Genomic DNA, 22,160 nt, shown 5'->3' with positions numbered 1-22,160 from the left:
CATGGTCCGGGCTGGCGGGCAGGTCGATCCGGATCGTCGGGAACGTGGTGTCGACCATGGCCGCGGCGGTTGCCGGGCTCGCGATGCCCGCGGTGGCGCAGGCCAGGGCGAGCATCGCGAGCCGTCGGCGTCCGCAGGGCCGGTGCCGGGTCATCGGCGCACCCGTTTCGGGGTGGCGACCGAGACGGTGTCGGCGCGGTGCGCGGTCGACGCCGTGACGCGCACGGTGACCTTGCGCCTCGCGTCGGCCCTGCGGAGCTTGTAGGAAGCGCGGGTGGCGCCCTTGATCGGCTTGCCGTTGCGGAGCCACTGGTAGGCGTACGTGGTGGCGGGACCGGAGAGCACGGGGAGGATGGCGCGGAGCTTCTTGCCGACCTTGGGCTTGCCCTTGAGCGCGGCCGGTGTGTGCACGGTCCAGGCGTGACCGGTGACGGTCGCGGTGGTGGCGCCACCGGGGAAGACGCACGGCGCGTGGGCGTCGTCGTACCCGAGGCTGGTGTAGACCTGCTCGCAGCGGATCTGCTGTCCGACGTGGGCGGCGGTGAGCCGCAGCCCAGGCTCCTCCGATACCTGGACGCCGCCGACGGTCCACCTGGTGCGGACGGTCTGGGGTGTGGGGGAGACCGCGGCCGGGATGACGGTCAGGGTCTCGCCTTCGATCCCGCGGCCGGTGGAGGCGGGATGTCCGGTGACCTGGTGGAGGCCGGGCAGGACCGGCACGCCAGCGCCGCAGTGGGTTGACGATCGGGTCGGGCTGTAGCCGGGCCGGGTGCCGGTGGCGCGGACGCAGAGCTCCTCGCCTCGATACTGGGGCGTGACCTCGAAGGTGTCGCCGCTGACACTCTGGCCGGCCCGATATGCGACCCATGCGTAGGTGATATCCGAGGCGGCCGGGGCGAAGGTCGGCGGTCGTACGGTCAGCACCTGGCCGACCCGGACGACCACCGGATCGCCGACGATGCCGACCGGCGCCGTCACCTCGAGGAAGGGATCGAGGACCTCGTAGACGTTGGACGACTCACGCCGGTTGCCGACGGCGTCGATCGCGGTGACGACGATGGTCTTGAGGCCGGTGGTCTCGGTCGGCACCGGGCCACCCGAGGTGAAGGGGGCGTCGCCGATGCGGGCGGTGCAGGAGACCACGGCGGTGACGGCGTCGGTGCAATCGTAGGTGAAGGTGCGCACTTGGCCGCGTTCGACCGGAGGGCCGTAAACCGTACCGCCGATACTGACCGCCGGCCTGGTCAGATCGAGACCGATGCCGAGGAGGCGCTCGGCCTGGTTGCCGGCCGCGTCACGGGCCCGGACGGTCAGCGTGGTGACGCCTTCGACCCCCACACGGCGGGTGATCGCGGTGCCGGTGCTGTCGCCGGTCCCGGTCTGGGCGCCGGTCAGCTCGTAGCTGAGCGAGGTCACGCCGGCGTCGTCGGTGGCGGACATGACGATGTCGACCGGCGCGGCGTACCAGCCGGCCCACGTCCCGGTGCCGGGGCTGTCGGGCACGATGATGTGGATGGTGGGCGGAGTGGTGTCGGCGGCGTATGCCGGAACGGCGACGCTCGCCCCGGCACAGGCCAGGGCGAGCGTGCCGAGGATCCGGAGGATCACGGCTGGGCCGCCGTGATGGGGCTGCGCCCGACGGCCAGCCAGATGCCGGCGACGATCAGCCCGACGATGATCATCGACGGCAGGCCGGGCACGCCGGTGAAGAAGACCGCGATCAGCAGGGCGGTGGCGAAGATCGCCGACAGGGCGCCGAGGCCGCGGGAGACGAGACGCTCGCGGAAGGCCATCCACGCCAGGCCGTACGACGACGCCAGCAGCGGGATGAAGGCGATATAGGGGCTGAAGTCGGTCATGATGTAGTAGCTGTAGACGCCCGCGGCGTCGTACGTGTCGCCCTCGGCGCCGGTCGGGAGGTAGTTGCCGACCGCGCCGCGCCAGCCATAGGTCAGCGTGACCAGGGCGGCGGTGGCGATCACGCCGTAGGACACGGCGGTCGCGCCGGACGAGCCGGGGAAGCGGCGCTCGACCCGGTGGCGCCACAGCACGGCGGCCGCGATGAGGAGCAGCGCCAGGACGTAGCCCACCGCGCCGGAGAGCCGATACGGCACGTGGTCGAGGCCGAGCACGTCCTCGGCCGTCACGGGGTAGTCGAAGTCGCCGTTGCCGTCGGGCCGGCCCTCGAGGAAGAGGGCGATGACACCGAGCAGCCCGCACAGGGAGATGAGCAGCGGCCAGGCGGTGAAGCCGCCGCCGGTCGAGGTGCCCGACGACGCGGGCGCGGAGGAGGACAGGGGAGTGGTCTCGTTCATGCTCCGAGACTCGGTGGCGGGACGGCCCGGGTGTCAGGTCCCCGCGTCACGACCTTCCGGGCCGTCGATCGGGACATCGGGCGGGACATCGGGCAGGACATCGAGGAGAGCATCCGGCGGGACATCCGGTACGACGCCAGGCGCGACCCGCGCGGGCCGCGGGTCGAGTGGCGCTCAGCGGCTCAGCGGGCCGTGTCGTCGCCCTCCTCGCCGCCCAGGCCCGCCTCCCGGGCGCGCACGATCAGCTGGCCGCGATCGGCGACGTCGAGCTTGGCCTGCACGCCGTACACGTAGTTGCGCACGGTCTTGCTGCTCAGCACCAGACGGCGGGCGATCGTGGCGTTGTCGTACCCGCGCGCCACGAGGTCCACGACCTCGCGCTCGCGGTCGGTGAGCTCGGGAAAGGGCAGCGTGCCGCGGGTGCGGGCGCCGGAGAGGTAGAGCGCTCCGCGCTGGGCGAGCTGGGGCCCGAGCAGGAAGTCCCCGTTGGCGACCGAGCGGACTGCCCGCGCCACCTCGTCGGGCGAGGCGCCCTTGAGCAGGAACCCGCGCGCACCGGCCCGGATCGAGGCGAACAGCGAGTCGTCGTCGCCGAGCATGGTGATGACCAGGACGCCGAGGGTCGGGTCGCAGCGGCAGAGCTCGCGCGTGGTCTCGACGCCGGAGTCGTCGCCCAGGTCGAGGTCCATGAGGACGACCTGGGGCGCGTGCGCCTCGACCACGGCCAGCGCCTCCGCCTGGTCGGCGGCCTCGCCGACCACCTCGACGTCGGGCAGGGAGCGCAGCAGCGCGGCCATCCCGATCCGGAACACCGGGTGGTCATCGACGACGAGGACCCGGATCGGCTCGTTCCCGTTCACGGCAGCATCATGACCACACGGGTCCCCTTCTCCTCGCCAGGACTCACCTCGACCGTGCCGCCGAGCTCCGCGGCGCGCTCGCGCATGGACGCCATCCCGACGCCGGGGACGACGGCATCGCCGATCCCGTGCCCGTCGTCGGACACCTCCAGCCGGACCCCGCCGCTGGCGGGAAGGCTCAGCCGCACCGTGCAGTGACGAGCGCCCGCGTGCCGCGCGGCGTTGCGCACCGCCTCGGACGCCACCTGGTAGACCACGATCTGGTGGATGCCGTCGAGCCGGTCGGCGTACGGCGCGTCGACGGTGACGACGAAGCGGGGCATCGTGTAGCGCTCGGCCAGCAGGGCGAGGGCCTCGCCGAGCCGGCCCTCGTCCAGGACCGGCGGCAGGAGGACCCGGGCCATCTGGCGGACGTCGTCGGCACGGTGGCTGAGCTCCTCGACCAGGCGGCGCAGCAGCGCGGAGTCGTCGGGACTGAGCTGGGAGGTCGCCGGCACCGCGGCGAGGGCGAGGGCGGTGCCCGACAGGGCGGGGCCCAGCCCGTCGTGGAGCTCGCGGCGCAGCAGCCGGCGCTCCTCGTGACGCACCTCGACGACGCGGGCGCGGGCGTCCTCGACCGCGCGGTTGGCCTCGTCGAGAAGCGCCGCGACCGCCACCAGGCCGGAGATCTGGCGCAGCAGCCGCACGGTCCGCGGGTCGAGTCGCTCCCCGCGCGGGGGTACGGCGACCAGGATGCCGACGTCGCGACCGCGCTGGCGCAGCTCGAGGCGCACGGACCGCTCGTCCTCGTCGTCGTCGCTCCGCCCGGAGGAGACCACGGACGCTCCTCGCAGCCGTACCTCCACCCGGGCCAGGCGCAGGGCGCGGCCGAGTGCGTCGATCAGTCCGGTGAGCTGCGGGTCGTCCGGGTCCCCGGATTCCAGTGCCTGCGCCACCCGCTCGAGCAGCGCCGAGGGGTCGGCGCCCGAGCCGAAGACGAGTCGCTCGACCTGCCCCTGCACCCAGTCGCGCAACGGGAGCACGGCCAGTGCGAGCGCCGCGACGGCGACCATGCCCGTCGACTCCGCGCCCCAGGGCATGGCCATGCTGAGCGCCCAGACGACGAGCACGTACGCGGCCACGAGGGTCGTGGTGAGGAGGATGCCGACCAGCGTGCGGGAGATGGCGAGGTCGACGCGCCACGACGGCTGGCGGCGGATCAGCACGAACACCGCGGCCAGCAGCATCACCTCGGCGATGGAGAGCAGGACGATGCCCGCCACGAACCAGGTGCCCTCGAGGCTGATCCCGATCTCGAAGGTCATGTACGCGAGTGCCACGAGCAGCAACGCCACGAAGAGCCACGACAGCCCGCGCCGCTGCTCGGCGTCGCCGGTGCGGAGTCGATGGGCGAGCCAGCCCACGACGGCCAGGCCGAGGAGGAAGTAGATCGGGATCAGGCCGGCGTCGGCGTCGTAGGCGAAGTCGGAAACCGCCTCGGAGCGGCCGGCCAGCGGGTTGACGGGTGCCCCCGGTGTCTGGATCAGCAGGCGGAAGGCGCTGGCCAGGGCGACCACGGCCGCGCCGGCGACCGCGAACCGGCGTGCCCATCCGGTGGGCGCGGTCGGCGTCAGCAGGAACGGCAGGACCAGCAGGGAGGTCAGGGTCGCGGTCGTCCACCCGGTCAGCAGCAGGGGAGCGGCCACCGCGGCCCCGGGCAGGCCCGGATGTGCGACGCACAGGATCGTCCAGGCCTGCCCGGCCGCCGTGACGGCGTACCCGCCGCCGATGACGAGGAACGCCCAGCCGACGGCGTGCCCGCTGCGGACCGCGATGAGGGCGCCGAGCGGGCCGTACATCAGGCAGGCGATCAGGTCGAGCGGCGCCAGTTCTCGCCGTATCTCGTACGGCGGGTCCGCGACGTCCGCCGTCGTGAGGAGTGCCGCGAGGGTCGCGGCCGCGAGCACCGCCAGCGCGACCCCGGTCCCGGCCGCGACGAGCCCGGCGACACCCGGACGGGCCGAGGTGTCGCCGGGACTCGGCGAGACGGTGGACGCGGGCACGTGCGTCATCATCGTCGCTTCGGCCGTCCGGTGTGACGCGTTCCGGGTCAGCGGGCGAAGGCCAGCACGAAGCCGCCGTCCTGGGGCGTGACCTGGATGACGACGCCGTCGGCGGTCGCCGTCACGATCGGTCGCCCGACGCCGTCCTGGTCGCGGACCGCGTCGTACGCCGCCAGTGCGGTCTCGTAGCCGGCGAGCACCTCGTCCGCCGACGCCGTGGTGGCGTAGGACGCGGTCTCCTGCGCGCCGCCGACGGTCTCCGCGGTGATGCACAGCGTCGCCTCGACCGGCGGGTCGGGAAATCCGTCGGGGAGGAGCGCGAGCTCGCCGAGCTCCGCCGGTCCCAGTGCCTGGGGGAAGGCGTCGCGGCACTCGTCGGGGACGCCGGCGGGACCGTCGTCACCGCCGGTGCCCTCCTCGACCGTGCCGCCGGTGCCACCGCTGCCACTGCTGCCACCGGCGCCGTCGGTCCCTGCGTCGTCCTCGTCCCCGCCACCGCAGCCGGCCAGCGTCACCAACGTCACCAGTGTCACCAGCACCGCCGAGGCCACGACCGCCGCGCGCGGGCGCCTGGTCGTGCGTGCGGTCCTCATCGCTTCACCTTGACCTTCTTGCTGACCGCGACCGCGTCGGCGTACCAGCCCCGGCTGACCGTGACCCGGACGCTCAGCTTGCGGTTGCGGTCCTTCTTCTTCACCTTGTAGGACGGACCGGTGGCCTTCTTGATCGGCTTGCCGTTGCGCAGCCACTGGTAGCGCACCGCGGTCGGCGCCGGGCTCCACGAGCCGGCGGTGGCGTGCAGCTTCTTGCCGACCTTGACCTTGCCCTTCTTCGCCGTGACGACGGGGTCGGCGCCCTTGGCGAAGCTGTACGTCGGGCGGACCGACTGCAGCGCCGCGTTGGTCCAGTGCGGTGCGTAGGCGCCCGGGATCGTGAGGGACGCGGCGTTGCAGTCCAGCGGGTCCTCGGTCATCCAGATCCCGTCGCCTGTGGCCCAGGCGAGGGAGGAGCTGTCCGGCGAGAAGGTCGGGCTCGAGAACTGGGCCTGCTCCCACTTGCAGGTCAGGGTGGGCCAGATGGCGGGCTCGCCGGCCCGGATCGGGCCGCGCAGGATGTCCCCGTTGAGCTCCCAGGCCCCCATGTGCTGCTCGGTTCCCACGCCGCGCACCGTCGCCATCATCGTTCCGTCGCGCGAGATCGTCGGCTCGAACAGGTCGTGCGGGTCGGTGACATTGGGCTGCGCGTCGTAGAACCACGCGTTCTGGCTGACGCCGGGGTCGAACATGTTGAGGTCGTCGCTGGTGCCGCCGAGGACCAGTCGGGAGCCGGTGACCCAGGACGGGTCGGGGTAGAAGGCGAAACCGTACTGCCGCGCGTCGGTCAGGCCGGTGGACGCGCTGATCGCCGTGGTCTGCCGCAGCCGGCAGGCGCCGTGCGGCGGGCAGGTGTGGTGCTCGTAGGTGTAGGCGACCCGTGAGCCGTCCGGAGAGACGACGGCGTGGACGATGGTGCCACCGATCGTCTGTCCGGCGGAGTCCCACAGGTCCGGCGGGTCGAAGCTGTTGAGCTCGGTGCCCCACTGGTCCATCCGGACCACCCGTGTGCCCCGGGCGGCGACGACGGTGCCGTCGTCGGCGCCGCTCGGCGTGCGCCAGGGGTTCGCCGCGGTGCCGTCGGTGGTCAGGCGGCGCTCCCCGGAGCCGTCGGGTCGGGCGACGTAGATGTCGTAGCCCTTGAGGTAGACGATCGTGCCGGCGGTCGAGGGCGCGGCCGCCGCCGGCGAGGGGCCCGCGCCGGGCAGGCCGAGGACGCTGACCACGAGAGCCAGGGCGGTCAGGGTGAGGAGGCGTAGTCGAGACAGCTGCATGCCGCGACCCTCGTCGGCCGGTCGGCCCGGATTCCAGTGGCGGGTTGCCCGACTTCCCGGGACGGGCCCGTGACGGTCACGCCGATCGAGCGAGGCGCCGCCCGGCGGTCGCGTCACCGGTCCGGTCCGGTCCGGCTCAGGTCAGCCCGTCCAGCAGCGCGCGCAGCTCGCCCGCCACCTCGGCGGGGAGCTCGATGCCCGGGAAGTGGGTCTCGCCGCCGAGTCGGGTGTAGCTGAACCACGGATGGGCGGCGGCGTACTCGGCGTGCAGCTCGTCGTACTCCGCGGCGTCGGGGTGGCTGAAGACGTGCCGGATCGGGCGCTCGCCGGTCAGCTGTGCCATCCGCTCCATCGGGGAACCCCACCGCTCGTAGGCGGCCTGCACCTCGCGCCCCGAGCGTGCCCACATGTCGTAGCCGAACCCGCCGGCGTCGTATCGGACGTGGTCGAGCACCGGCTGGTTGGTGCTCCCGTCCAGCCAGGAGCGCAACAGCCCGTCGCGCGCGGCCTTCCAGGTCGCGCGGTCCTGCAGCGCGGCGACGCCAGCCGCGAACTCCGGCGGCGGCGGCGTCATGATCAGGTCGAGGAGCATGACCGCCGGCACCCGGTCGGCACCGAGCCGGTCGGCCATCTCGAGGCCCACCCATCCGCCGTGGGCGTGGGAGAGCGGCACGAACCGTTCGACGTCGAGCTGGTCCAGCAGGCCGATGGTGTCCGCGGTCTGCTCGGCGACCCCGAAGTCGCCGCGCGGTGTGCGGTCCGGGCCGTGACCGCGCCAGCAGACCCGGATGACCCGGAAGTCGTCGCGCAGGTAGGGCAGCAGCCGGTTCCACGCCCGGTGGTCGTGTGCCCAGCCGTTCAGCAGCACGATCGCCGGGGTCGTGGGGGCGTAGCCCTGGTCGTCGAACGCGATGTCGACGTCTCCTACGCGCATCGTGGTGATCATCGATTCCTTCTCCCATTCCTTCTCGTTGTCGGGGGCTCGTGGGGTGTGCTCAACGCGGCAGGCCGGCGGGCCGCTCGCGGGTCGCGGCGAGTGAGGAGCTCATGACGCCGGGCACCCGGCCGGCGGTGACGAGCAGTGCCGACCGGAGCGCGTTCGGGAGGCGGTCGAGGGTGCGCATCCGGTACGACGTCAGCTGGGTCCGCTCCACCGCGGGCCGCTGGACGCGCTCCCAGATCCGCAGCGCCTCGGGAATGTCCGGCGTGGCGGTGACGATGTCGGCCAGGGACAGCGCGTTCATCATGGCGGTGCCACCGCCCTGGCCGAGGTACGGCGGCTGGGCGTGCGCGGCGTCGCCGAGGAAGGCGACCGAGCCGCGCGACCACGCGGTGAGGCGGACCAGCTCGAAGCGGCCCCAGGGCACGACGGACTCCGGTCGTGCCCGCAGGAGCGGGCCGAGCGTCGCGAACTCCTCGTCCCAGCCGTCGGCCGGGTTGCTTCCGGGCGCGGTGTCGCCGGGCGCCTCGCCGACCAGGGCGACGTAGACGAGCTCGGACGTGCAGGGGGTGACGAGCACACGGCGGCGGGTGCCGAAGTACTCGGCGTGCACGTCGAGCCCGCCGGCGGCTTCGACCGGCACCATCATGCGGGCGGCCCCCTCGCGCATCTGCACCCGTTCGGACACCAGCCCGAGGCGGTCGCGCAGCCGCGACCCGACACCGTCCGCGCACACGACGAGGTCGGCGCGTCGCTCGGCGTCGGCGAAGGTGACCACGCCGTCCGGGTCGGCCGCGAGGCACTGCGCATCGGTCCGGAGGGTGACGCCGGAGGTCTGCGCGGCGTTGCGCAGCGCGGAGATCAGAGTCTCCCGCAGGACGGTGAAGCAGCGGGTGCCGCCCGCTTCGTTGATCGGGATCCGGTACAGGGTCCGACCGGTCGACGAGCGTGCCTCGACCGCCGGTGCGATGTGGGCGCCGCGGGTGGCCTCGTCGAACGCACCCAGGCCCTCCAGGGCGGCGAGGCCGTTGTCCCACAGGTAGATGCCGGCGCCGACGGCGCGCACGGCGTCCTGCCGCTCGTGCAGGGTGACGGTCCACCCGCGCTGCGCGAGTGCTGTCGCCGTGCTGAGTCCCGCGATGCCTGCGCCGATCACCTCGGCGACACGTGACGTGGACATGCCCACTCCTTCCGGTTCAGAGCTCGTACGGCGCACGTCCGGCGACGTGGACGTCCCAGTCGGGGTCGCCGTCGGTGACGAAGCCCGCCCAGCGGCTCCGCAGGGAGGCGCGCTTCTCGGCGAGTCGGGCGGGCGGCGTGCCGCGCAGCATGGGGGCATCGCGCCAGCCGGCGTCGTCGCCGAACAGCAACGGCAGCTCGATGCAGTGGCAGGCGCCGAACGGGTTCGCGGCGTCGAGGGCCCCGACGCGGAAGAGATGGGCGCGCCCGCCCGCCCGGGACCAGCGGTCGGCGAGGTCCGCGGCACCGCGCGTGAAGACCCGCTCGGTCATGACGCGCTGCAGCCGGTCCAGCGCCCGCGTCCCGACCAGCGGCAGGCGTCGGACTCTCGAGTACACGGGGTGCGGGTCGGCGAGGAAGGTGGCCGCTTCATCGGCGGTGGAGCCGATCATCAGCTCCACCTCCCGTATCCGCGCCGCGAGCGCGCGGTCCCAGGACGCGGGGTCGGGCAGCGGGTCCACCCCCCACACCGGTTGGAAGGGCGGGGTGGCCCGGAGCATGCCGGGGCCGGCCAGGGCGATCGCCGATCGCTGCTGGGTGGCGAGGATCTCCTCGACCGCGCAGGTCCCGAGGTCGGTCCGCCCGTCGCCGGCGATGGCCTCCGCGGCGCGGGCCGCGTCCCGCGCCGAGTGGAAGCCCAGGCCGAGGGGTGCGCTCTGGACGATCGCACGGTGGAAGAGCCCCCGCGTCGATTCGATGCCGAGCATCGCGATGATCGACTGCGCGCCGGCCGACTGGCCGGCGAGCGTGACCCGGCTGGGATCACCGCCGAAGGCGCCGACGTTCGCCTGCACCCAGGCGAGTGCCGCGATCTGGTCGGCCAGGCCCAGGTTCCCCGGAGCGAGGCCCGGCGAGCTGGCGTAGCCGAGCAGCCCGAGACGGTAGTTGACCGAGACGACCACCATCGGCCCGGTGGCGGCGAGGTCGGTCGCGTCGTAGAGGTTCCAGCCGCCCGAGCCGGTGAGATACGCGCCGCCGTGCAGCCACACGAGGACCGGCAGGGTCCGCCCGGGCTCGGCCGGCGGGGCGAAGACGGTGACCTCGAGGCAGTCCTCGCTCTGCTCGACGGGCGCAGGCGTGCCCATGACGAGTGCGATGCGGCTCGGGCCCTGTGGCGCGGCGACCGAGCGCCCGCCCGGCTCCGGCACGCCGGCGAAGGCGACCGGGCGCGGTGGGGCGAAACGCTCGGCATGCGCGTAGCGGATCCCGCGGTAGGTGGTCACGGTCTGGGTCATCGGCTCTCCTCCGGACAACGCAACTTGACTTGCGTTAAGGCGAGGGTAGGGGTCGCCGGGCGTTAACGCAAGAGTTCTTGCGATACGCTGCGGTCATGGCCCCTGTCGCACCGACCCCGCAGAAGCGCGGCGAGAAGCTGCGGCGCGCCGTCCTCGACGCGACGCTGGAGCGCATCGAACGCGAGGGCATCGACCGCGTCCGGATCGCCGACGTGGCTGTCGCGGCCGGGGTCCACGAGACGTCGATCTACCGCCGCTGGAGGACGCTGCCCCAGTTGCTCCTCGACGCGCTGCTCTCCCGCGTCGACGAGCAGATCCCGATCCCCGACACGGGCGAGGTCGTGGCGGACCTGACGGAGTTCATGCGCTCGCTCATCGCGTTCTGCCGCTCACCGGTCGGGTCCGCGCTGGTCCGGGGCGGCTCGCTCGCGGACGATCCGGACGTGGCGACGGCCCGCGCCGACTTCTGGGCGGTGCGGATGGCCGCCTCCGAGGAGATCGTCCGGCGCGCGGTCGCGGCCGGCGAGCTGCGGCCGGACACGGACCCGCACCTGGTGATCGCCATGCTCGGCGGCCTGGTGCACATGTACGTCACCCAGTTCGACGGCGCGATGCCCGACGACCTCCCGGAGACCGCGGTCGCCCTGGTGCTTCGCGGGGCCGCGCGCTAGCGCCGGGCGTCGCGGGGGCCTTACCCGGGCGCCGGAGCCGGTGGCCCGACGTCCGCCCGCGCGGTGGGCCCCTGACACAATCGGGGGATGAGCGCAGCCCCTGACCTGAGCACCGACGTCCTCGTCGTCGGCGCCGGACCCGCCGGCTCCGCGGCGGCTGCCTGGGCGGCGCGGGCGGGCCTCGACGTGGTGCTCGCCGACGCGGCCGTCTTCCCGCGCGACAAGACCTGCGGCGACGGGCTGACCCCGCGGGCCATCGGGGAGCTGGAGCGGCTCGGGCTGCGCGACTGGGTCCGCTCGCACACCGTCAACCAGGGCCTGCGGGCGCACGGCTTCGGCCAGACGCTGCACCTGCGCTGGCCCGGAGGCAACCTGCCCGACTGGGGCAGCGCCATCGCCCGCACCGAGCTCGACGACCACCTGCGGACCACCGCGCTCAAGGCCGGCGCCCAAGCGCTCGACGGCGCCCGCGCGGTCGGCGTACGGAGGGACGGGGAGCGGGTCGGTGCCGTCGAGTTCAAGGACGGACGCACGGTCGCGTGCCGACGGCTGGTCGTCGCCGACGGCGTTCGCTCGCCGCTGGGCAAGGTGCTGGGGCGCGAGTGGCACCGCGACACCGTGTACGGCGTGGCCGGCCGCTCCTACGTCACGTCGACCCGCGCCGACGACCCGTGGATCAGCTCGCATCTCGAGCTGCGCGGCGAGCAGGACGAGATCCTGTCGGGCTACGGCTGGATCTTCCCGCTCGGCCGGCAGAGCGGCGAGGTCAACCTCGGCGCCGGCACGCTCGCCACGGCCAAGCGGCCCGCCGACGTGGCGATCAAGCCGCTGATGAAGCTGTACGCCGACCGCCTCCGCGCCGAGTTCGGACTGGGCGAGGAGCTGCGCATGCCCACCTCGGCGCTGCTCCCGATGGGTGGCGCCGTGTCCCACGTCGCCGGCCGCAACTGGGCGCTGATCGGCGACGCCGCCGCGTGCGTCAACCCGCTCAACGGCGAGGGCATCGACTACGGCCTCGAGACCGGCCGGGTCGTCGCCGAGCTGCTCGCCGAGTCACCCGACGCCGACCTCGCGACGGTCTGGCCGACGCTGCTGCGCGAGCACTACGGCGAGTCGTTCTCGATCGCGCGCCGCCTCGCCGGCCTCGTGACCGTGCCCCGGCTGCTCCCCGCCCTCGGCCCGATCGGCATGCGCTCCGACCTGCTGATGACCCTCGCCCTGCGCTGGATGGGCAACCTGGTCACCGACGAGGACCGCGACCGCTCCGCGCGCATCTGGCGCTGGGCCGGTCGGCAGTCGCTGGCCCGCGAGCACCGCCCGCTCTTCTCCTGACGTCGTACCGGACCCAACGGTCGTGAGATCGGCCGATCCACGACTGTTTTGTCCGGTACGACGGCGGTCCCTAGGGTAAGGAAGAGGAGGTTCTGTCGATGGGCCAGCGGGTGCAGCGCCTGGCGGCGTACGCCGTCATCGTCCGCGGCGACCAGATCCTGCTGTCCCGGCTGGCGGAGCGGGTGACCAAGCGGGAGCTGTGGTCCCTGCCCGGCGGCGGGGTCGACCACGGGGAGGACCCGCGCGACGCGGTGATCCGCGAGGTCTACGAGGAGACCGGGCTGCACGCCCAGGTCGGGGAGACCGCCCACGTCCATTCGCTCCACGTCGCCGACTCCTGGCGGCGCGGCCGGCGGGTCGACGCCCACTCCGTCCGGATCGTCTACGAGGGCTGGGTGCCGGCCGACGCGCCCGAGCCGCACGTGACCGAGATCGACGGGTCGACCGCGGAGGCGGCCTGGAAGCCGATCGCCGCCGTGCTCGACGGCACCGTGCCGACCGTCGGCCTGGTCACGGAGGCGCTGGCGTCGTACGCCGTGCGTCGGCGCCAGCGCACCGCCGCCTACGCCTATGTGGTGCGGGACGACGCGATCCTGCTGACTCGCACCTCCGACCTCGCGCCCGACCCCGGCACCTGGCACCTGCCCGGCGGCGGCATCGACCACGGCGAGTCGCCGCGCGACACCATCCGCCGCGAGCTGTGGGAGGAGTGCGGCCTCGAGGGCGAGGCGGTCGACCTCCTCACGGTGCTCGACCACCACTTCACCGGCACCGCCCCCAACGGCCGCGAGGAGGACTTCCACGCGATCGGGGTCATCTACCGCGCCCGGGTGGGCCCGGGGGAGCCGCACGTCGTGGAGGAGGACGGCACCACCGACCAGGCCGCCTGGGTGCCGCTGGCCGATGTCGCGGCCCGCCGGATCAAGGTCTACGGGTCGGTCCGCGCCGCCATCGAGGCGGCCGGGGATACCGTGTCGGCGTGACCCCGAGCGAGACCGTCTTCACCTACGCCGCACCCGCGCTGAAGTTCGGGCGCGGCGCCGCCACCGAGGTCGGGTACGACGTCCGCGGCTGGGGCGCGCGCCGGGCCCTGCTCGTCACCGACGCGGGCGTGCTCGCGACCGGGCACGCCGAGACCGTCGCGGCGTCACTGCGATCCCACGGCGTCGACGTCGTCGTCTATCCCGGCGCCCGGGTGGAGCCGACCGACGCCTCGCTGGAGGAGGCGGTCGCGTTCGCCCGCGGCGAGGGCCCCTTCGACGCGGTCGTCGCGGTCGGCGGGGGCTCCTCGATCGACACGGCGAAGGCCGTCGCGCTGCTCGTGACCAACCCCGGCGAGCTGATGGACTACGTCAACGCGCCCATCGGCAAGGCCCGCGCTCCCGAGCAGCCGGTCCTCCCGCTGGCCGCCGTGCCGACCACGACCGGCACCGGCGCCGAGTCGACCACCATCTGCGTGATGGACGTGCTGGCGCTCGAGGTGAAGACGGGCATCAGCCACCCGGCGCTGCGCCCGCGGCTCGCCGTGGTCGACCCCGCGCTGTCGGCGACGCAGCCGGCGGGCGTGATCGCGGCCGCGGGCATGGACATCCTGTGCCACGCGCTGGAGAGCTACACCGCCCGCTGGTACGGCGAGTTCCCGGCCAAGCGGCCCGCGCAGCGCGTGCCCTACTGCGGCGCCAACCCGATCGCCGACCTCTGGGCGGAGCGGGCGCTGGGCCTGCTGGCGGGGGCGTTCCGGACCGCCGTACGCGATGCGCGGGAGGGGGGCGCCGACACGGGGTCGACGGGGGCGAGCGAGCAGATGGCGCTCGCGGCGACCTTCGCGGGGCTCGGTTTCGGCAACGCGGGCGTGCACATCCCGCACGCCAACGCCTATCCCATCGCCGGCCGGGTCCGGGACTTCCGCCCCGCCGACTACCCGCAGGACGAGGCGATGGTGCCGCACGGCATGGCCGTCGCGCTCACCGCGCCCGAGGCGTTCCGATTCACCTTCGACGCGGCGCCCGAGCGGCACCTGCGGGCGGCACAGCTGCTCTCGCCGGGGGCCGTGGGCCGGGACGCCTCCGTCCTCCCGAAGGTCATCGCGTCGCTGATGCGCGACATCGGGCTCCCCAACGGCCTCGCCGAGGTCGGGTACGCCGCCGGCGACGTCGACGCGCTCGTCGAGGGTGCGCTGCAGCAGCAGCGACTGCTCGCGACCGCGCCGAAGGAGGTCGCCGGCGAGGACCTCGCCGCGATCATGACCGCCTCGCTCGATCTGTGGTGACCACGGCCTGACCGCCGGCTCGGGCGGACCGAGCTGCCCGGGCGTCCCGGGCGTTCGGGGACTCCTGCATCTGTCCGCCGGGCCTCGCGGGGCGCGACGGTGGGGACGACCCAACCGTCCCCTCGACCGTGGAGAACCCATGACCCACCGACCCGGCCGGATCGCCGGTGCCGGGCTCGCCGCCCTGTGTGCCGGCGCCCTGCTGCTGCCCCTCCCACACGTCACGCCCTCGGTCGCCGCCGCGGCCTCGGGCGGCGGCACGATCACCTACATCAAGGACCACAACGTCTGGATCGCCCGCGGCGACGGCACCGGGGCCCGCCCGTTGACGACCAACGGCACCGCGGGGCTGCCGTACCGCGCTCCGAGCCAGTCCGACGGCGGCGTGATCGCGGCCGTGCGCTACCAGAACATCGTGACCCTCGACCAGCAGGGCCGGGTGCTCGCGGAGATCGACCCACCCCGCCTGCCGAGCTCGATCGGCGGCACCATGGACGGCAGCCCGGTCAACGCGGCGATCTCACCGGACGGCGCCCTCGTCGCCTACACCTTCGCGGAGCACTCCTGCACCAACGGCTGCGGCTGGCGCACCGCCACCGGCTACGTCAGCACGACGGGCGCGGGCACCCCCGCGGCGTACGGGACGTCCTTCTACAGCGACCCGTCCTGGGTGACGAACCGGCGCACGCTGCAGAGCGGCGGCTACGGGCACCAGGTGATGGTGCACGACGTGGGAGCCGCGACCCAGCAGCACTGGTTCGACGACGGCGAGATCTGGTACCCCAGCGAGGACTTCGGCAACACCGAGGTCTCGCCCGACGGCACGATGCTCGCGGGCGTGCGCGGGTACGGCGATGCCCGCGACATCATGACCTACCGGATCAACGGGAACATCCGCTCGGGTGCCGTCCCGGGCCTGCCGGATGACGCCTGCAACCTCGACGGCCAGGCCTCCGACAAGATCACCGACCCGACCTGGTCGCCCGACAGCACCACGCTGGCGTTCGGGGCGGCCGACGGGATCTGGACCTTCGCGGACAACAAGAACCCGGCCTGCACCGGCGCGCTGAGCCTGCTGCTGCCGGGTGGCAGCGAGCCCGACTGGTCCGCCGCGCCGCTGAGCCCGCCTTCCGGCGGCGAGCCGCACGGCGGGGGCCAGAACGGCGGCCCGAACGGCGGTGCGAACGGAGGCCAGCCCGGAGACGTCGGGGCCGTCGCCGTGGTGGCGCCGCCGAAGGCCCGCGGCACGGCCCGGGTCGGCAAGGTCCTGCGCGCCACCACGGGCAGCTGGTCGACGACCGTCACGTCCGTGCGCTACCAGTGGCTGCGCAACGGCCGCCCGATCAAGAAGGCGACCAAGGCCCGCTACCAGGTCACCCGCGCCGACCGCGGGCGCCGGCTGTCGGTGCGCGTCACCGTGCAGAGCGGCTCGTCGAGCGGGGTCGCGGTCAGCAAGGCCAAGCGGGTGCGCTGATCCGGCGCCGGGCGCGTGGATCCGCCCGTCTACGATCGACGGGTGAACCCACGCCACCGCCGCCTGATCATCCCGGCCGCGCTGGTGGCGCTCCTGCTCATCGTGATCGTGGCGGCGCTCCTCAAGTGAGTGTCCCGGTGAGCACCCGATGAGCACCCGGCCGCTCGACGAGGGCCTGGCGCAGGTCCGGGCGGACCTGCTGGCCGACGACCGACTGGTCCGGGCGGTGGCGTCGGGCCGGCGCCGGTCCGCCGCGCCCCCGTGGCGCCGCGTCGAGCTGCGCTGGGTGGACCTCAAGGCGGGCCGCCACCTCCAGGTCGTCCGGTACGACGCCACGCAGGCCCACACCGCCAACCACGCGCACGGCGGGGCGGCCGAGGCGGCCGTCGACGCGCTGCTGGCCGAGCCGTTCGGCAACTGGACGGTCGAGACCGCCGAGCGGCAGCTGAGCCTGCGGGTCACCAAGAAGGGCGCCGCCGCGGTGCACACCGCCGCCCGGACGGGCGAGGCCCCCGTCGAGCGGGACCACGACCGGGCCAAGGAGCGGCTGCTGCCCGAGGACGACCCGGTGTTCGCGGCGCTCGGGCTCGCCGACGCCCAGGGCCGGATCAAGCCCAGCCGGATGGCGAAGTACCGCCAGGTCGAGGACTTCCTGCGCATCCTCGACCGCTCCGTCGCCGATGCGATCGCCAAGGGCCGCCTCCGCCGGCCGAGCGCGGCCGACCCGCTGCGGGTGGTCGACCTCGGCTGCGGCAACGGCTATCTCACCTTCGCCGCGCAGCGCTACCTCAGCGAGCGCCGCGGCCTGCCGGTGCGGCTGACCGGCGTCGACGTCAAGGAGCAGTCGCGCGACCACAACGCGTCGGTCGCCCGCGCCCTTGGCATCGACGCCACCTTCGTCGCCGGCACCATCGGCGACGCGGTCCTCGACGAGGCGCCCGACGTCGTGCTCGCCCTCCACGCGTGCGACACCGCCACCGACGACGCACTCGCCCGCGCCGTCGGCTGGGCCGCTCCGCTCGTGCTCGCCGCCCCTTGCTGCCACCACGACATCGCCGCCCAGCTGCGGAGCGCGGAGCCGCCGGCGCCGTACGCGTCGCTCGTGCGCGACGGGATCCTCCGCGAGCGCTTCGCCGACACCCTCACCGACACGCTGCGCGCCCTGCTGCTGCGCCGCGCGGGGTACCGGGTCGACGTGATGGAGTTCGTCGACAGCCGGCACACCCCGCGCAACACGCTCCTGCGTGCGGTGCGCACCGGGAGGCCCGCGGACGGCGCGGAGTACGACGACCTGGTGGCCGCCTGGGGCATCAGGCCCCGGTTGGGCGCCCTGCTCGCGGAGCCGCGCGGGTGACCAGGCGCGGGCGGTTCCTCGCGGGCCTCCTGCTCGCGGTGCCCTTCGCGATCGGGTTCCTCGCGCCGGGCGCCGCCGGCGAGCCGCTGTCGGGGGAGCCGGTCTTCCGGTTCACCGATCCGGAGATCACCGAGTCCAGCGGCCTCGTCGCGCGTGACGGCCTGGTCGTCACGGTCAACGACTCCGGCGACGGCAACCGGATCTTCACCGTGGATCCCGCGACCGGCGACACCGTCGGGACCACCCGCTGGCCGGGCGAGGCGCGCGACATCGAGGCGCTCGCCCCTGCCGGCGACGGCGAGGTCTGGGTCGGCGACATCGGCGACAACCTCGGGTCGCGCGAGCACGTCGAGGTCACCCGGGTGCCGTTCGGCCGCGGTGCGCGCGAGGTGGACCCGCCGACGTACCAGCTCGTCTATCCCGACGGACCCCACGATGCCGAGACGCTGCTCGCCGACCCCTCGACCGGGCGGCTGTACGTCGTGGCCAAGGCGTTCATCGGACGCCTGTACGCCGCGCCCGAGCGGCTCGATCCCGACGGCCCCAACGAGCTCACGGTCGTCGACGAGGTGCTCGGCATCGCCACCGACGGCAGCTTCCACCCCGACGGGAGTCACCTCGTGCTGCGCAACTACGGCCAGGCCGCGGTCTACACCTGGCCCGGCCTGGAGCGGGTCGCCCAGGTCGACCTGCCGCGCCAGCAGCAGGGCGAGGGCCTCGCGATCGACGAGGCCGGCGGGGTGCTGCTGAGCTCGGAGGGCACGCGGGCCGAGGTGCTCCGCGTCGAGCTGCCCTTCGGCGAGCCGGCCGCACCGCCGTCCGCCTCGCCCACGCCGCCTCCGTCCGCGTCAGCACCGCCCTCCGCCTCGCCGGGCGCCGACGAGCGGTCGCCGGTCCGGGCCGACGACGAGCGCTCCCTGTGGCCCTGGGCGCTGGGCGGCGTCGCGGGGATCGTGATCGTGGGCGTGCTGCTGCGCTCGCTGCGGCCGAGGGACTGAGAGCGACCGGTTCCGGGTACCGGCGCGACGTGGCCCGGCTGCGTCGTACCTCACCCGACGAGCCGGGCTGGACCCGCCGCCGGGCGGGGCGCGGCTTCGTCCACCTCGGCCTCGACGGCCGCCCGCTGCCGCCGGAGGACGCGGCCCGGTGCAAGGCACTCGTGATCCCGCCGGCGTGGACCGACGTGTGGATCTGCCCCCGTCCCAACGGCCACCTCCAGGCCGTCGGCGTCGACGCGGCCGGACGGCGTCAGTACCTCTACCACCCGGACTGGGTCGAGCAGCGGGCCGAGGAGAAGCACGCACGGGTGGTCGGTCTGGGACGCCGGCTGCCGCGCCTGCGCGAGCGGGTGCTCGCCGACCTCGCCGACGACGACCTGGGCGCGCGGGCGACCTGCGCCCTCGCCGTCCGGTTGATCGACCTCGGGTGTTTCCGGATCGGCAACGACGTCTACGCCGAGGAGTACGGCTCCTTCGGCCTCACCACCCTCGAGCGCCGGCACGTGCGGCGCTCGGGCGACGTGCTGGTCTTCGAGTTCACCGGGAAGTCGGGGATCGAGCACCACGTCGAGATCGACGAGCCCCAGGCCGTGGAGGCCCTCGACCGGCGCCGCCGGCGGCGGCGTACCGACCCCCGGCTCCTCGACGTCACCGGCACCGACGTCAACGAGTACCTGCGCGACGCGAGCGGGCTCGACGTCACCGCGAAGGACTTCCGGACCTGGCACGGCACGGTGCTCGCCGCGGCCGCCCTCGCCGAGGCGCCCCCCGCGCCGGAGGTCTCGAAGACCGCGCGCAAGCGGGCCGTCGCCGCCGCGATGCGCGAGGTCGCTGACTTCCTCGGCAACACGCCCGCGCTCGCGCGGTCGGCGTACGTCGACCCGCGGGTGGTCGACGCCTACGAGGAGGGCCGCACGATCCGCGCCGCCGTCCGTCGGCGCTACGACGACCCCGACGCGCGGCGGGCGGGCCTGGAGCGGGCGACGCTGCGGCTTGTCGGCGGCCGGTGACACCATCGTCGCGTGACCGAGCACGAGTTCACCGCGCCGTTGTGGCGCTGGCAGGCGCGCGACGAGCAGTCCGGCGGGGCGTGGTTCTTCGTCAGCCTGCCGTTCGAGGTGGCCGACCTCATCGACGAGGCCGGGCCGCGCAAGGGGTTCGGGAGCGTGCGGGTCGAGGTGAGCGTGGGCGGCAGCACGTGGCGCACCTCGGTCTTCCCCAGCCTCGAGGAGAGGACCTTCGTGCTTCCCGTGAAGAAGGCGGTGCGCACCGCCGAGGGCCTGGTCGAGGGTGGACCGTGCACGGTGCGGCTCCGTACGGTCGGGTGATGGACATCGAGGTCGTCGAGGGCGACATCACCGCGCAGCACGTCGACGCCGTCGTCAACGCCGCCAACCGGGCCATGCGTGGGGGTGGCGGCGTCGACGGGGCGATCCACGCCGCCGGCGGTCCGGAGGTGCTCGCCGACTGCGTGCGGCGCTTCCCCGACGGCCTCGCGACCGGTGACGCCGGCTGGACCACGGCCGGGGCGATGCCCGCGCGGTGGGTGATCCACGTCGTCGGGCCCAACCGCCGTGCCGGTGAGACCGACCGGGGCCTGCTGACCTCCTGCTACCGCCGCGCGCTCGAGGTGGCCGACGAGCTCGGCGCGCGCTCGGTCGCCTTCCCGCTGGTGAGTGCCGGTGTCTACGGCTGGCCCAAGGAGGACGCCGTCGACGCCGCGCTGGAGACCCTGCGCGCCACGCCCACCGACGTCGAGCTGGCGCGGCTGGTGGCGTTCGGGCGCGCGGCGTACGACCTCATCGCGGTCCGGCTGTAGGTCGGACCCAGCCTCGCCCGTCGTCCTGGTGCCGAACGATCGACCCGGCGCGTTTGAACGCGCCGGGTCGACGCTTCTGCGGCGTTCAGATGCGCCGGGTCGATGGTGCCGACCCGGGACCGGGTCCCGAATTCGGGCCGGGGTCGTCACCCGGCGGGGCGGTCGTCGTTGGTCAGGCACCGATCCACCGAGAGGAGCCGACCATGCCACTGGAGCTGACCACCGCGGTCCTGGCGCTGGCGTTCGCCCTCCTCTGCGCGGGCTGGTTGGCCCGCGCTCGTGGAGCGGTCACCTCGATGCCGGGCATGGGGCCGGACATCGAGGAATGGCGCTCGGCCGCACTGCGGCACTTCCAGGAGCACCGGGACCTCGAGCGCACCGTCGCCGAGGTCCTGGCCACTCCGGGCGCCGTCCGGGGTCCGGCCCGCACCGAGCTCTTCGTGGCGCTCGGTGCGCGCCGGGTCGACACCTACGCGTGATCGGGGCCGTCTCGGCTCGGATAGGGTGACGGACCGTCCCGTCCGTCGAGCGAGGAGCCGTCTCCCATGCGCAGGGTGGATCTGCCCGCACCGTTGCCCGCCGGGTCCCGCATCCTCCACATCGGACTCCCCAAGACCGGGACCTCGGCCCTCCAGGCGTCCTTCCACGCCGCGCGCGAGGAGCTCGGCCGGCGCGGCGTCGACTACGTGAGCAGGGGCGCCAACCCGCTGTCCGCCGCACGGTTCGCCGCCGGCACCGCGCAGGGCGACACCGCCCCTCTCGAGCGGCGCTGGGACCGGCTGGCGGAGGACTTCCGTACGTCGAGCGCGCCCTATGTCGTGCTGTCGAGCGAGGGCTTCAGCGGCGCCGCTCCCGACCGCGTGGACTGGATCGCCGACCGGCTCGGTGGGGACGCCACCGTCGTGGTGACCCTGCGGCCCGTGGCGGCGCTGTTGCCGTCGATCTGGCAGCAGGCGCTGCGCCGGGGCGGTCTCGAGTCGTTCGAGGAGTGGCTGGCCGGCGTCCTCGACCCGGCGCATCCCCACGCCGCGAACATCGGACGCTACGACCCTGCCACGATCATCGCCACCTGGGGGAGCCGGTTCGGGGAGGAGCGGCTGGTCTTCGTCTGCGGCGACCCCGAGGACCGGATGCTCAACCACCGCGCCTTCGAGAGCCTGCTGGGCATCGAGGGGGTGCTCGAGCTCCAGCCGGTGCTGAACTCGTCGCCGCCGTACCCCGAGATCGAGATGCTGCGCCACTTCAACCTCGCGCACGGGCGCGCCGGCGCGGACGACGAGCTGTGGACCCGCGTGCTGCGGCGTACGGCGCGCCGGATGGGCGATGCGCCCCCGAGCGGCGCCGGCACCGCGAAGGTGCGGGTGCCGCGGTGGGCCGCCGAGCGGATCAACGAGCAGACCCGCGCCTCGATCGCGGCGCTGGAGGCCTCCGCGGCGACGGTCGTCGGCGACCCCGCCCACCTCCTGGTCGACCCGGCCGACCACCCCGTCGAGACGTCGCCACCGGGTCAGGTGACGGTGGCCTCGGCGGGCTGGTTCGCCGACACCGTGGCCCGGCTCGCCGTCGACGAGACCGACCAGCGCGCCGCGGCGAGGACCCGCCGCCTCGAGCGCAAGGTCGCGCGGCTCACCGAGCGGCGCAAGGCCGCGACCACCCTCGACGACGCGTCCGCCCGCGACCTGCTCCGGGCCCTCGCGCGCAAGGCGGGGAGCAGGGCGCGGAGCAGGTCGCGGCGCGACCGCTGA

At 74.1% G+C, this 22,160-nt stretch carries 21 protein-coding genes; 12 read left to right on the top strand and 9 right to left on the bottom strand.

Translation table 11 applies throughout. From position 1 onward, the window contains the following. Positions 1-150: 150 nt before the first annotated feature. The 9 genes from ACPZVR_RS07050 to ACPZVR_RS07010 all read right to left on the bottom strand — a co-directional run bounded on the left by ACPZVR_RS07050 (position 151) and on the right by ACPZVR_RS07010 (position 10,498). Positions 151-1,608, bottom strand: coding sequence for a hypothetical protein (locus tag ACPZVR_RS07050; protein WP_436698871.1), 1,458 nt, complete (start codon positions 1,606-1,608; stop codon positions 151-153). Continuing rightward, entirely contained in the window at positions 1,605-2,315 is a 711-nt protein-coding gene (locus ACPZVR_RS07045) for a hypothetical protein (protein ID WP_436698870.1), read from the bottom strand. The genes ACPZVR_RS07050 and ACPZVR_RS07045 overlap by 4 nt, the downstream gene beginning before the upstream one ends. A gap of 182 nt (positions 2,316-2,497) precedes the next feature. Then, positions 2,498-3,175, bottom strand: coding sequence for a response regulator transcription factor (locus ACPZVR_RS07040; RefSeq protein WP_436698869.1), 678 nt, complete (start codon positions 3,173-3,175; stop codon positions 2,498-2,500). Next, a complete protein-coding gene (locus tag ACPZVR_RS07035; RefSeq protein ID WP_436698868.1) occupies positions 3,172-5,217 on the bottom strand; it encodes a sensor histidine kinase in 2,046 nt (681 codons plus the stop codon). The genes ACPZVR_RS07040 and ACPZVR_RS07035 overlap by 4 nt, the downstream gene beginning before the upstream one ends. Before the next feature lie 47 nt (positions 5,218-5,264). After that, the gene (locus ACPZVR_RS07030; protein WP_436698867.1) at positions 5,265-5,810 is read right to left on the bottom strand and encodes a hypothetical protein; all 546 of its coding nucleotides are present in this window, start codon (positions 5,808-5,810) and stop codon (positions 5,265-5,267) included. After that, the gene (locus tag ACPZVR_RS07025) at positions 5,807-7,084 is read right to left on the bottom strand and encodes a TolB-like translocation protein (protein ID WP_436698866.1); all 1,278 of its coding nucleotides are present in this window, start codon (positions 7,082-7,084) and stop codon (positions 5,807-5,809) included. The genes ACPZVR_RS07030 and ACPZVR_RS07025 overlap by 4 nt, the downstream gene beginning before the upstream one ends. Positions 7,085-7,220: 136 nt before the next feature. Beyond that, positions 7,221-8,030 (bottom strand): alpha/beta fold hydrolase, encoded by an 810-nt coding sequence (locus ACPZVR_RS07020; protein ID WP_436698865.1) that lies wholly within the window; start codon positions 8,028-8,030, stop codon positions 7,221-7,223. A 49-nt stretch (positions 8,031-8,079) separates the two neighbouring features. Further along, positions 8,080-9,204, bottom strand: a complete 1,125-nt coding sequence (locus ACPZVR_RS07015; RefSeq protein WP_436698864.1) for an FAD-dependent oxidoreductase — start codon at positions 9,202-9,204, stop codon at positions 8,080-8,082. 16 nt (positions 9,205-9,220) lie between these two features. Continuing rightward, on the bottom strand, positions 9,221-10,498 hold the full coding sequence (locus ACPZVR_RS07010) for a carboxylesterase family protein (protein WP_436698863.1): 1,278 nt from the start codon (positions 10,496-10,498) through the stop codon (positions 9,221-9,223). A 95-nt stretch (positions 10,499-10,593) separates the two neighbouring features. Between ACPZVR_RS07010 and ACPZVR_RS07005 the strand changes: the two genes are divergently transcribed. The 12 genes from ACPZVR_RS07005 to ACPZVR_RS06950 all read left to right on the top strand — a co-directional run bounded on the left by ACPZVR_RS07005 (position 10,594) and on the right by ACPZVR_RS06950 (position 22,160). Next, positions 10,594-11,169 carry a TetR/AcrR family transcriptional regulator gene (locus tag ACPZVR_RS07005; protein ID WP_436698862.1) on the top strand — a complete coding sequence of 192 codons (576 nt, stop codon included), beginning with the start codon at positions 10,594-10,596 and terminating at the stop codon, positions 11,167-11,169. Between the two features lie 87 nt (positions 11,170-11,256). Next, a complete protein-coding gene (locus ACPZVR_RS07000; RefSeq protein WP_436698861.1) occupies positions 11,257-12,501 on the top strand; it encodes a geranylgeranyl reductase family protein in 1,245 nt (414 codons plus the stop codon). Positions 12,502-12,599: 98 nt separating this feature from the next. Beyond that, entirely contained in the window at positions 12,600-13,484 is an 885-nt protein-coding gene (locus ACPZVR_RS06995) for an NUDIX domain-containing protein (protein ID WP_436698860.1), read from the top strand. Next, on the top strand, positions 13,481-14,770 hold the full coding sequence (locus ACPZVR_RS06990; RefSeq protein WP_436698859.1) for a hydroxyacid-oxoacid transhydrogenase: 1,290 nt from the start codon (positions 13,481-13,483) through the stop codon (positions 14,768-14,770). The genes ACPZVR_RS06995 and ACPZVR_RS06990 overlap by 4 nt, the downstream gene beginning before the upstream one ends. Before the next feature lie 139 nt (positions 14,771-14,909). After that, positions 14,910-16,244 (top strand): hypothetical protein, encoded by a 1,335-nt coding sequence (locus ACPZVR_RS06985; RefSeq protein WP_436698858.1) that lies wholly within the window; start codon positions 14,910-14,912, stop codon positions 16,242-16,244. 148 nt (positions 16,245-16,392) lie between these two features. Next, positions 16,393-17,598 (top strand): class I SAM-dependent methyltransferase, encoded by a 1,206-nt coding sequence (locus tag ACPZVR_RS06980; protein WP_436698857.1) that lies wholly within the window; start codon positions 16,393-16,395, stop codon positions 17,596-17,598. After that, positions 17,595-18,596: a hypothetical protein gene (locus ACPZVR_RS06975; RefSeq protein ID WP_436698856.1), complete on the top strand. Its 1,002-nt coding sequence runs from the start codon at positions 17,595-17,597 to the stop codon at positions 18,594-18,596. The genes ACPZVR_RS06980 and ACPZVR_RS06975 overlap by 4 nt, the downstream gene beginning before the upstream one ends. Before the next feature lie 29 nt (positions 18,597-18,625). Further along, positions 18,626-19,606: a DNA topoisomerase IB gene (locus ACPZVR_RS06970; RefSeq protein ID WP_436698855.1), complete on the top strand. Its 981-nt coding sequence runs from the start codon at positions 18,626-18,628 to the stop codon at positions 19,604-19,606. Between the two features lie 12 nt (positions 19,607-19,618). Beyond that, complete coding sequence (locus ACPZVR_RS06965) at positions 19,619-19,924, top strand: DUF1905 domain-containing protein (protein WP_436698854.1); 306 nt, start codon at positions 19,619-19,621, stop codon at positions 19,922-19,924. Next, positions 19,921-20,415, top strand: a complete 495-nt coding sequence (locus ACPZVR_RS06960; protein ID WP_436699124.1) for an O-acetyl-ADP-ribose deacetylase — start codon at positions 19,921-19,923, stop codon at positions 20,413-20,415. Before ACPZVR_RS06965 ends, ACPZVR_RS06960 begins: the two co-directional genes overlap by 4 nt. Positions 20,416-20,618: 203 nt before the next feature. Further along, complete coding sequence (locus ACPZVR_RS06955; protein ID WP_436698853.1) at positions 20,619-20,894, top strand: hypothetical protein; 276 nt, start codon at positions 20,619-20,621, stop codon at positions 20,892-20,894. A 66-nt stretch (positions 20,895-20,960) separates the two neighbouring features. After that, a complete protein-coding gene (locus ACPZVR_RS06950) occupies positions 20,961-22,160 on the top strand; it encodes a hypothetical protein (RefSeq protein WP_436698852.1) in 1,200 nt (399 codons plus the stop codon).

The sequence above is a fragment of the Nocardioides segetis genome, from assembly GCF_051390595.1.
Taxonomy (GTDB): domain Bacteria; phylum Actinomycetota; class Actinomycetes; order Propionibacteriales; family Nocardioidaceae; genus Nocardioides.
The sequence above is the reverse complement of the archived record's forward strand: the minus strand, read 5'-3'. Positions and strand labels throughout refer to the sequence as shown.

What these genes read in the sequence shown, in the direction of transcription:
- ACPZVR_RS07045 (WP_436698870.1), bottom strand. Translation starts at nt 2,315, where the DNA reads ATGAACGAGACCACTCCCCTGTCCTCCTCCGCGCCCGCGTCGTCGGGC.
- ACPZVR_RS07020 (WP_436698865.1), bottom strand. Translation starts at nt 8,030, where the DNA reads ATGATCACCACGATGCGCGTAGGAGACGTCGACATCGCGTTCGACGAC.
- ACPZVR_RS06985 (WP_436698858.1), top strand. Translation starts at nt 14,910, where the DNA reads ATGACCCACCGACCCGGCCGGATCGCCGGTGCCGGGCTCGCCGCCCTG.
- ACPZVR_RS07025 (WP_436698866.1), bottom strand. Translation starts at nt 7,084, where the DNA reads ATGCAGCTGTCTCGACTACGCCTCCTCACCCTGACCGCCCTGGCTCTC.
- ACPZVR_RS06955 (WP_436698853.1), top strand. Translation starts at nt 20,619, where the DNA reads ATGCCACTGGAGCTGACCACCGCGGTCCTGGCGCTGGCGTTCGCCCTC.
- ACPZVR_RS07010 (WP_436698863.1), bottom strand. Translation starts at nt 10,498, where the DNA reads ATGACCCAGACCGTGACCACCTACCGCGGGATCCGCTACGCGCATGCC.
- ACPZVR_RS06995 (WP_436698860.1), top strand. Translation starts at nt 12,600, where the DNA reads ATGGGCCAGCGGGTGCAGCGCCTGGCGGCGTACGCCGTCATCGTCCGC.
- ACPZVR_RS06980 (WP_436698857.1), top strand. Translation starts at nt 16,393, where the DNA reads ATGAGCACCCGGCCGCTCGACGAGGGCCTGGCGCAGGTCCGGGCGGAC.
- ACPZVR_RS07030 (WP_436698867.1), bottom strand. Translation starts at nt 5,810, where the DNA reads ATGAGGACCGCACGCACGACCAGGCGCCCGCGCGCGGCGGTCGTGGCC.
- ACPZVR_RS07005 (WP_436698862.1), top strand. Translation starts at nt 10,594, where the DNA reads ATGGCCCCTGTCGCACCGACCCCGCAGAAGCGCGGCGAGAAGCTGCGG.
- ACPZVR_RS07000 (WP_436698861.1), top strand. Translation starts at nt 11,257, where the DNA reads ATGAGCGCAGCCCCTGACCTGAGCACCGACGTCCTCGTCGTCGGCGCC.
- ACPZVR_RS07015 (WP_436698864.1), bottom strand. Translation starts at nt 9,204, where the DNA reads ATGTCCACGTCACGTGTCGCCGAGGTGATCGGCGCAGGCATCGCGGGA.
- ACPZVR_RS06950 (WP_436698852.1), top strand. Translation starts at nt 20,961, where the DNA reads ATGCGCAGGGTGGATCTGCCCGCACCGTTGCCCGCCGGGTCCCGCATC.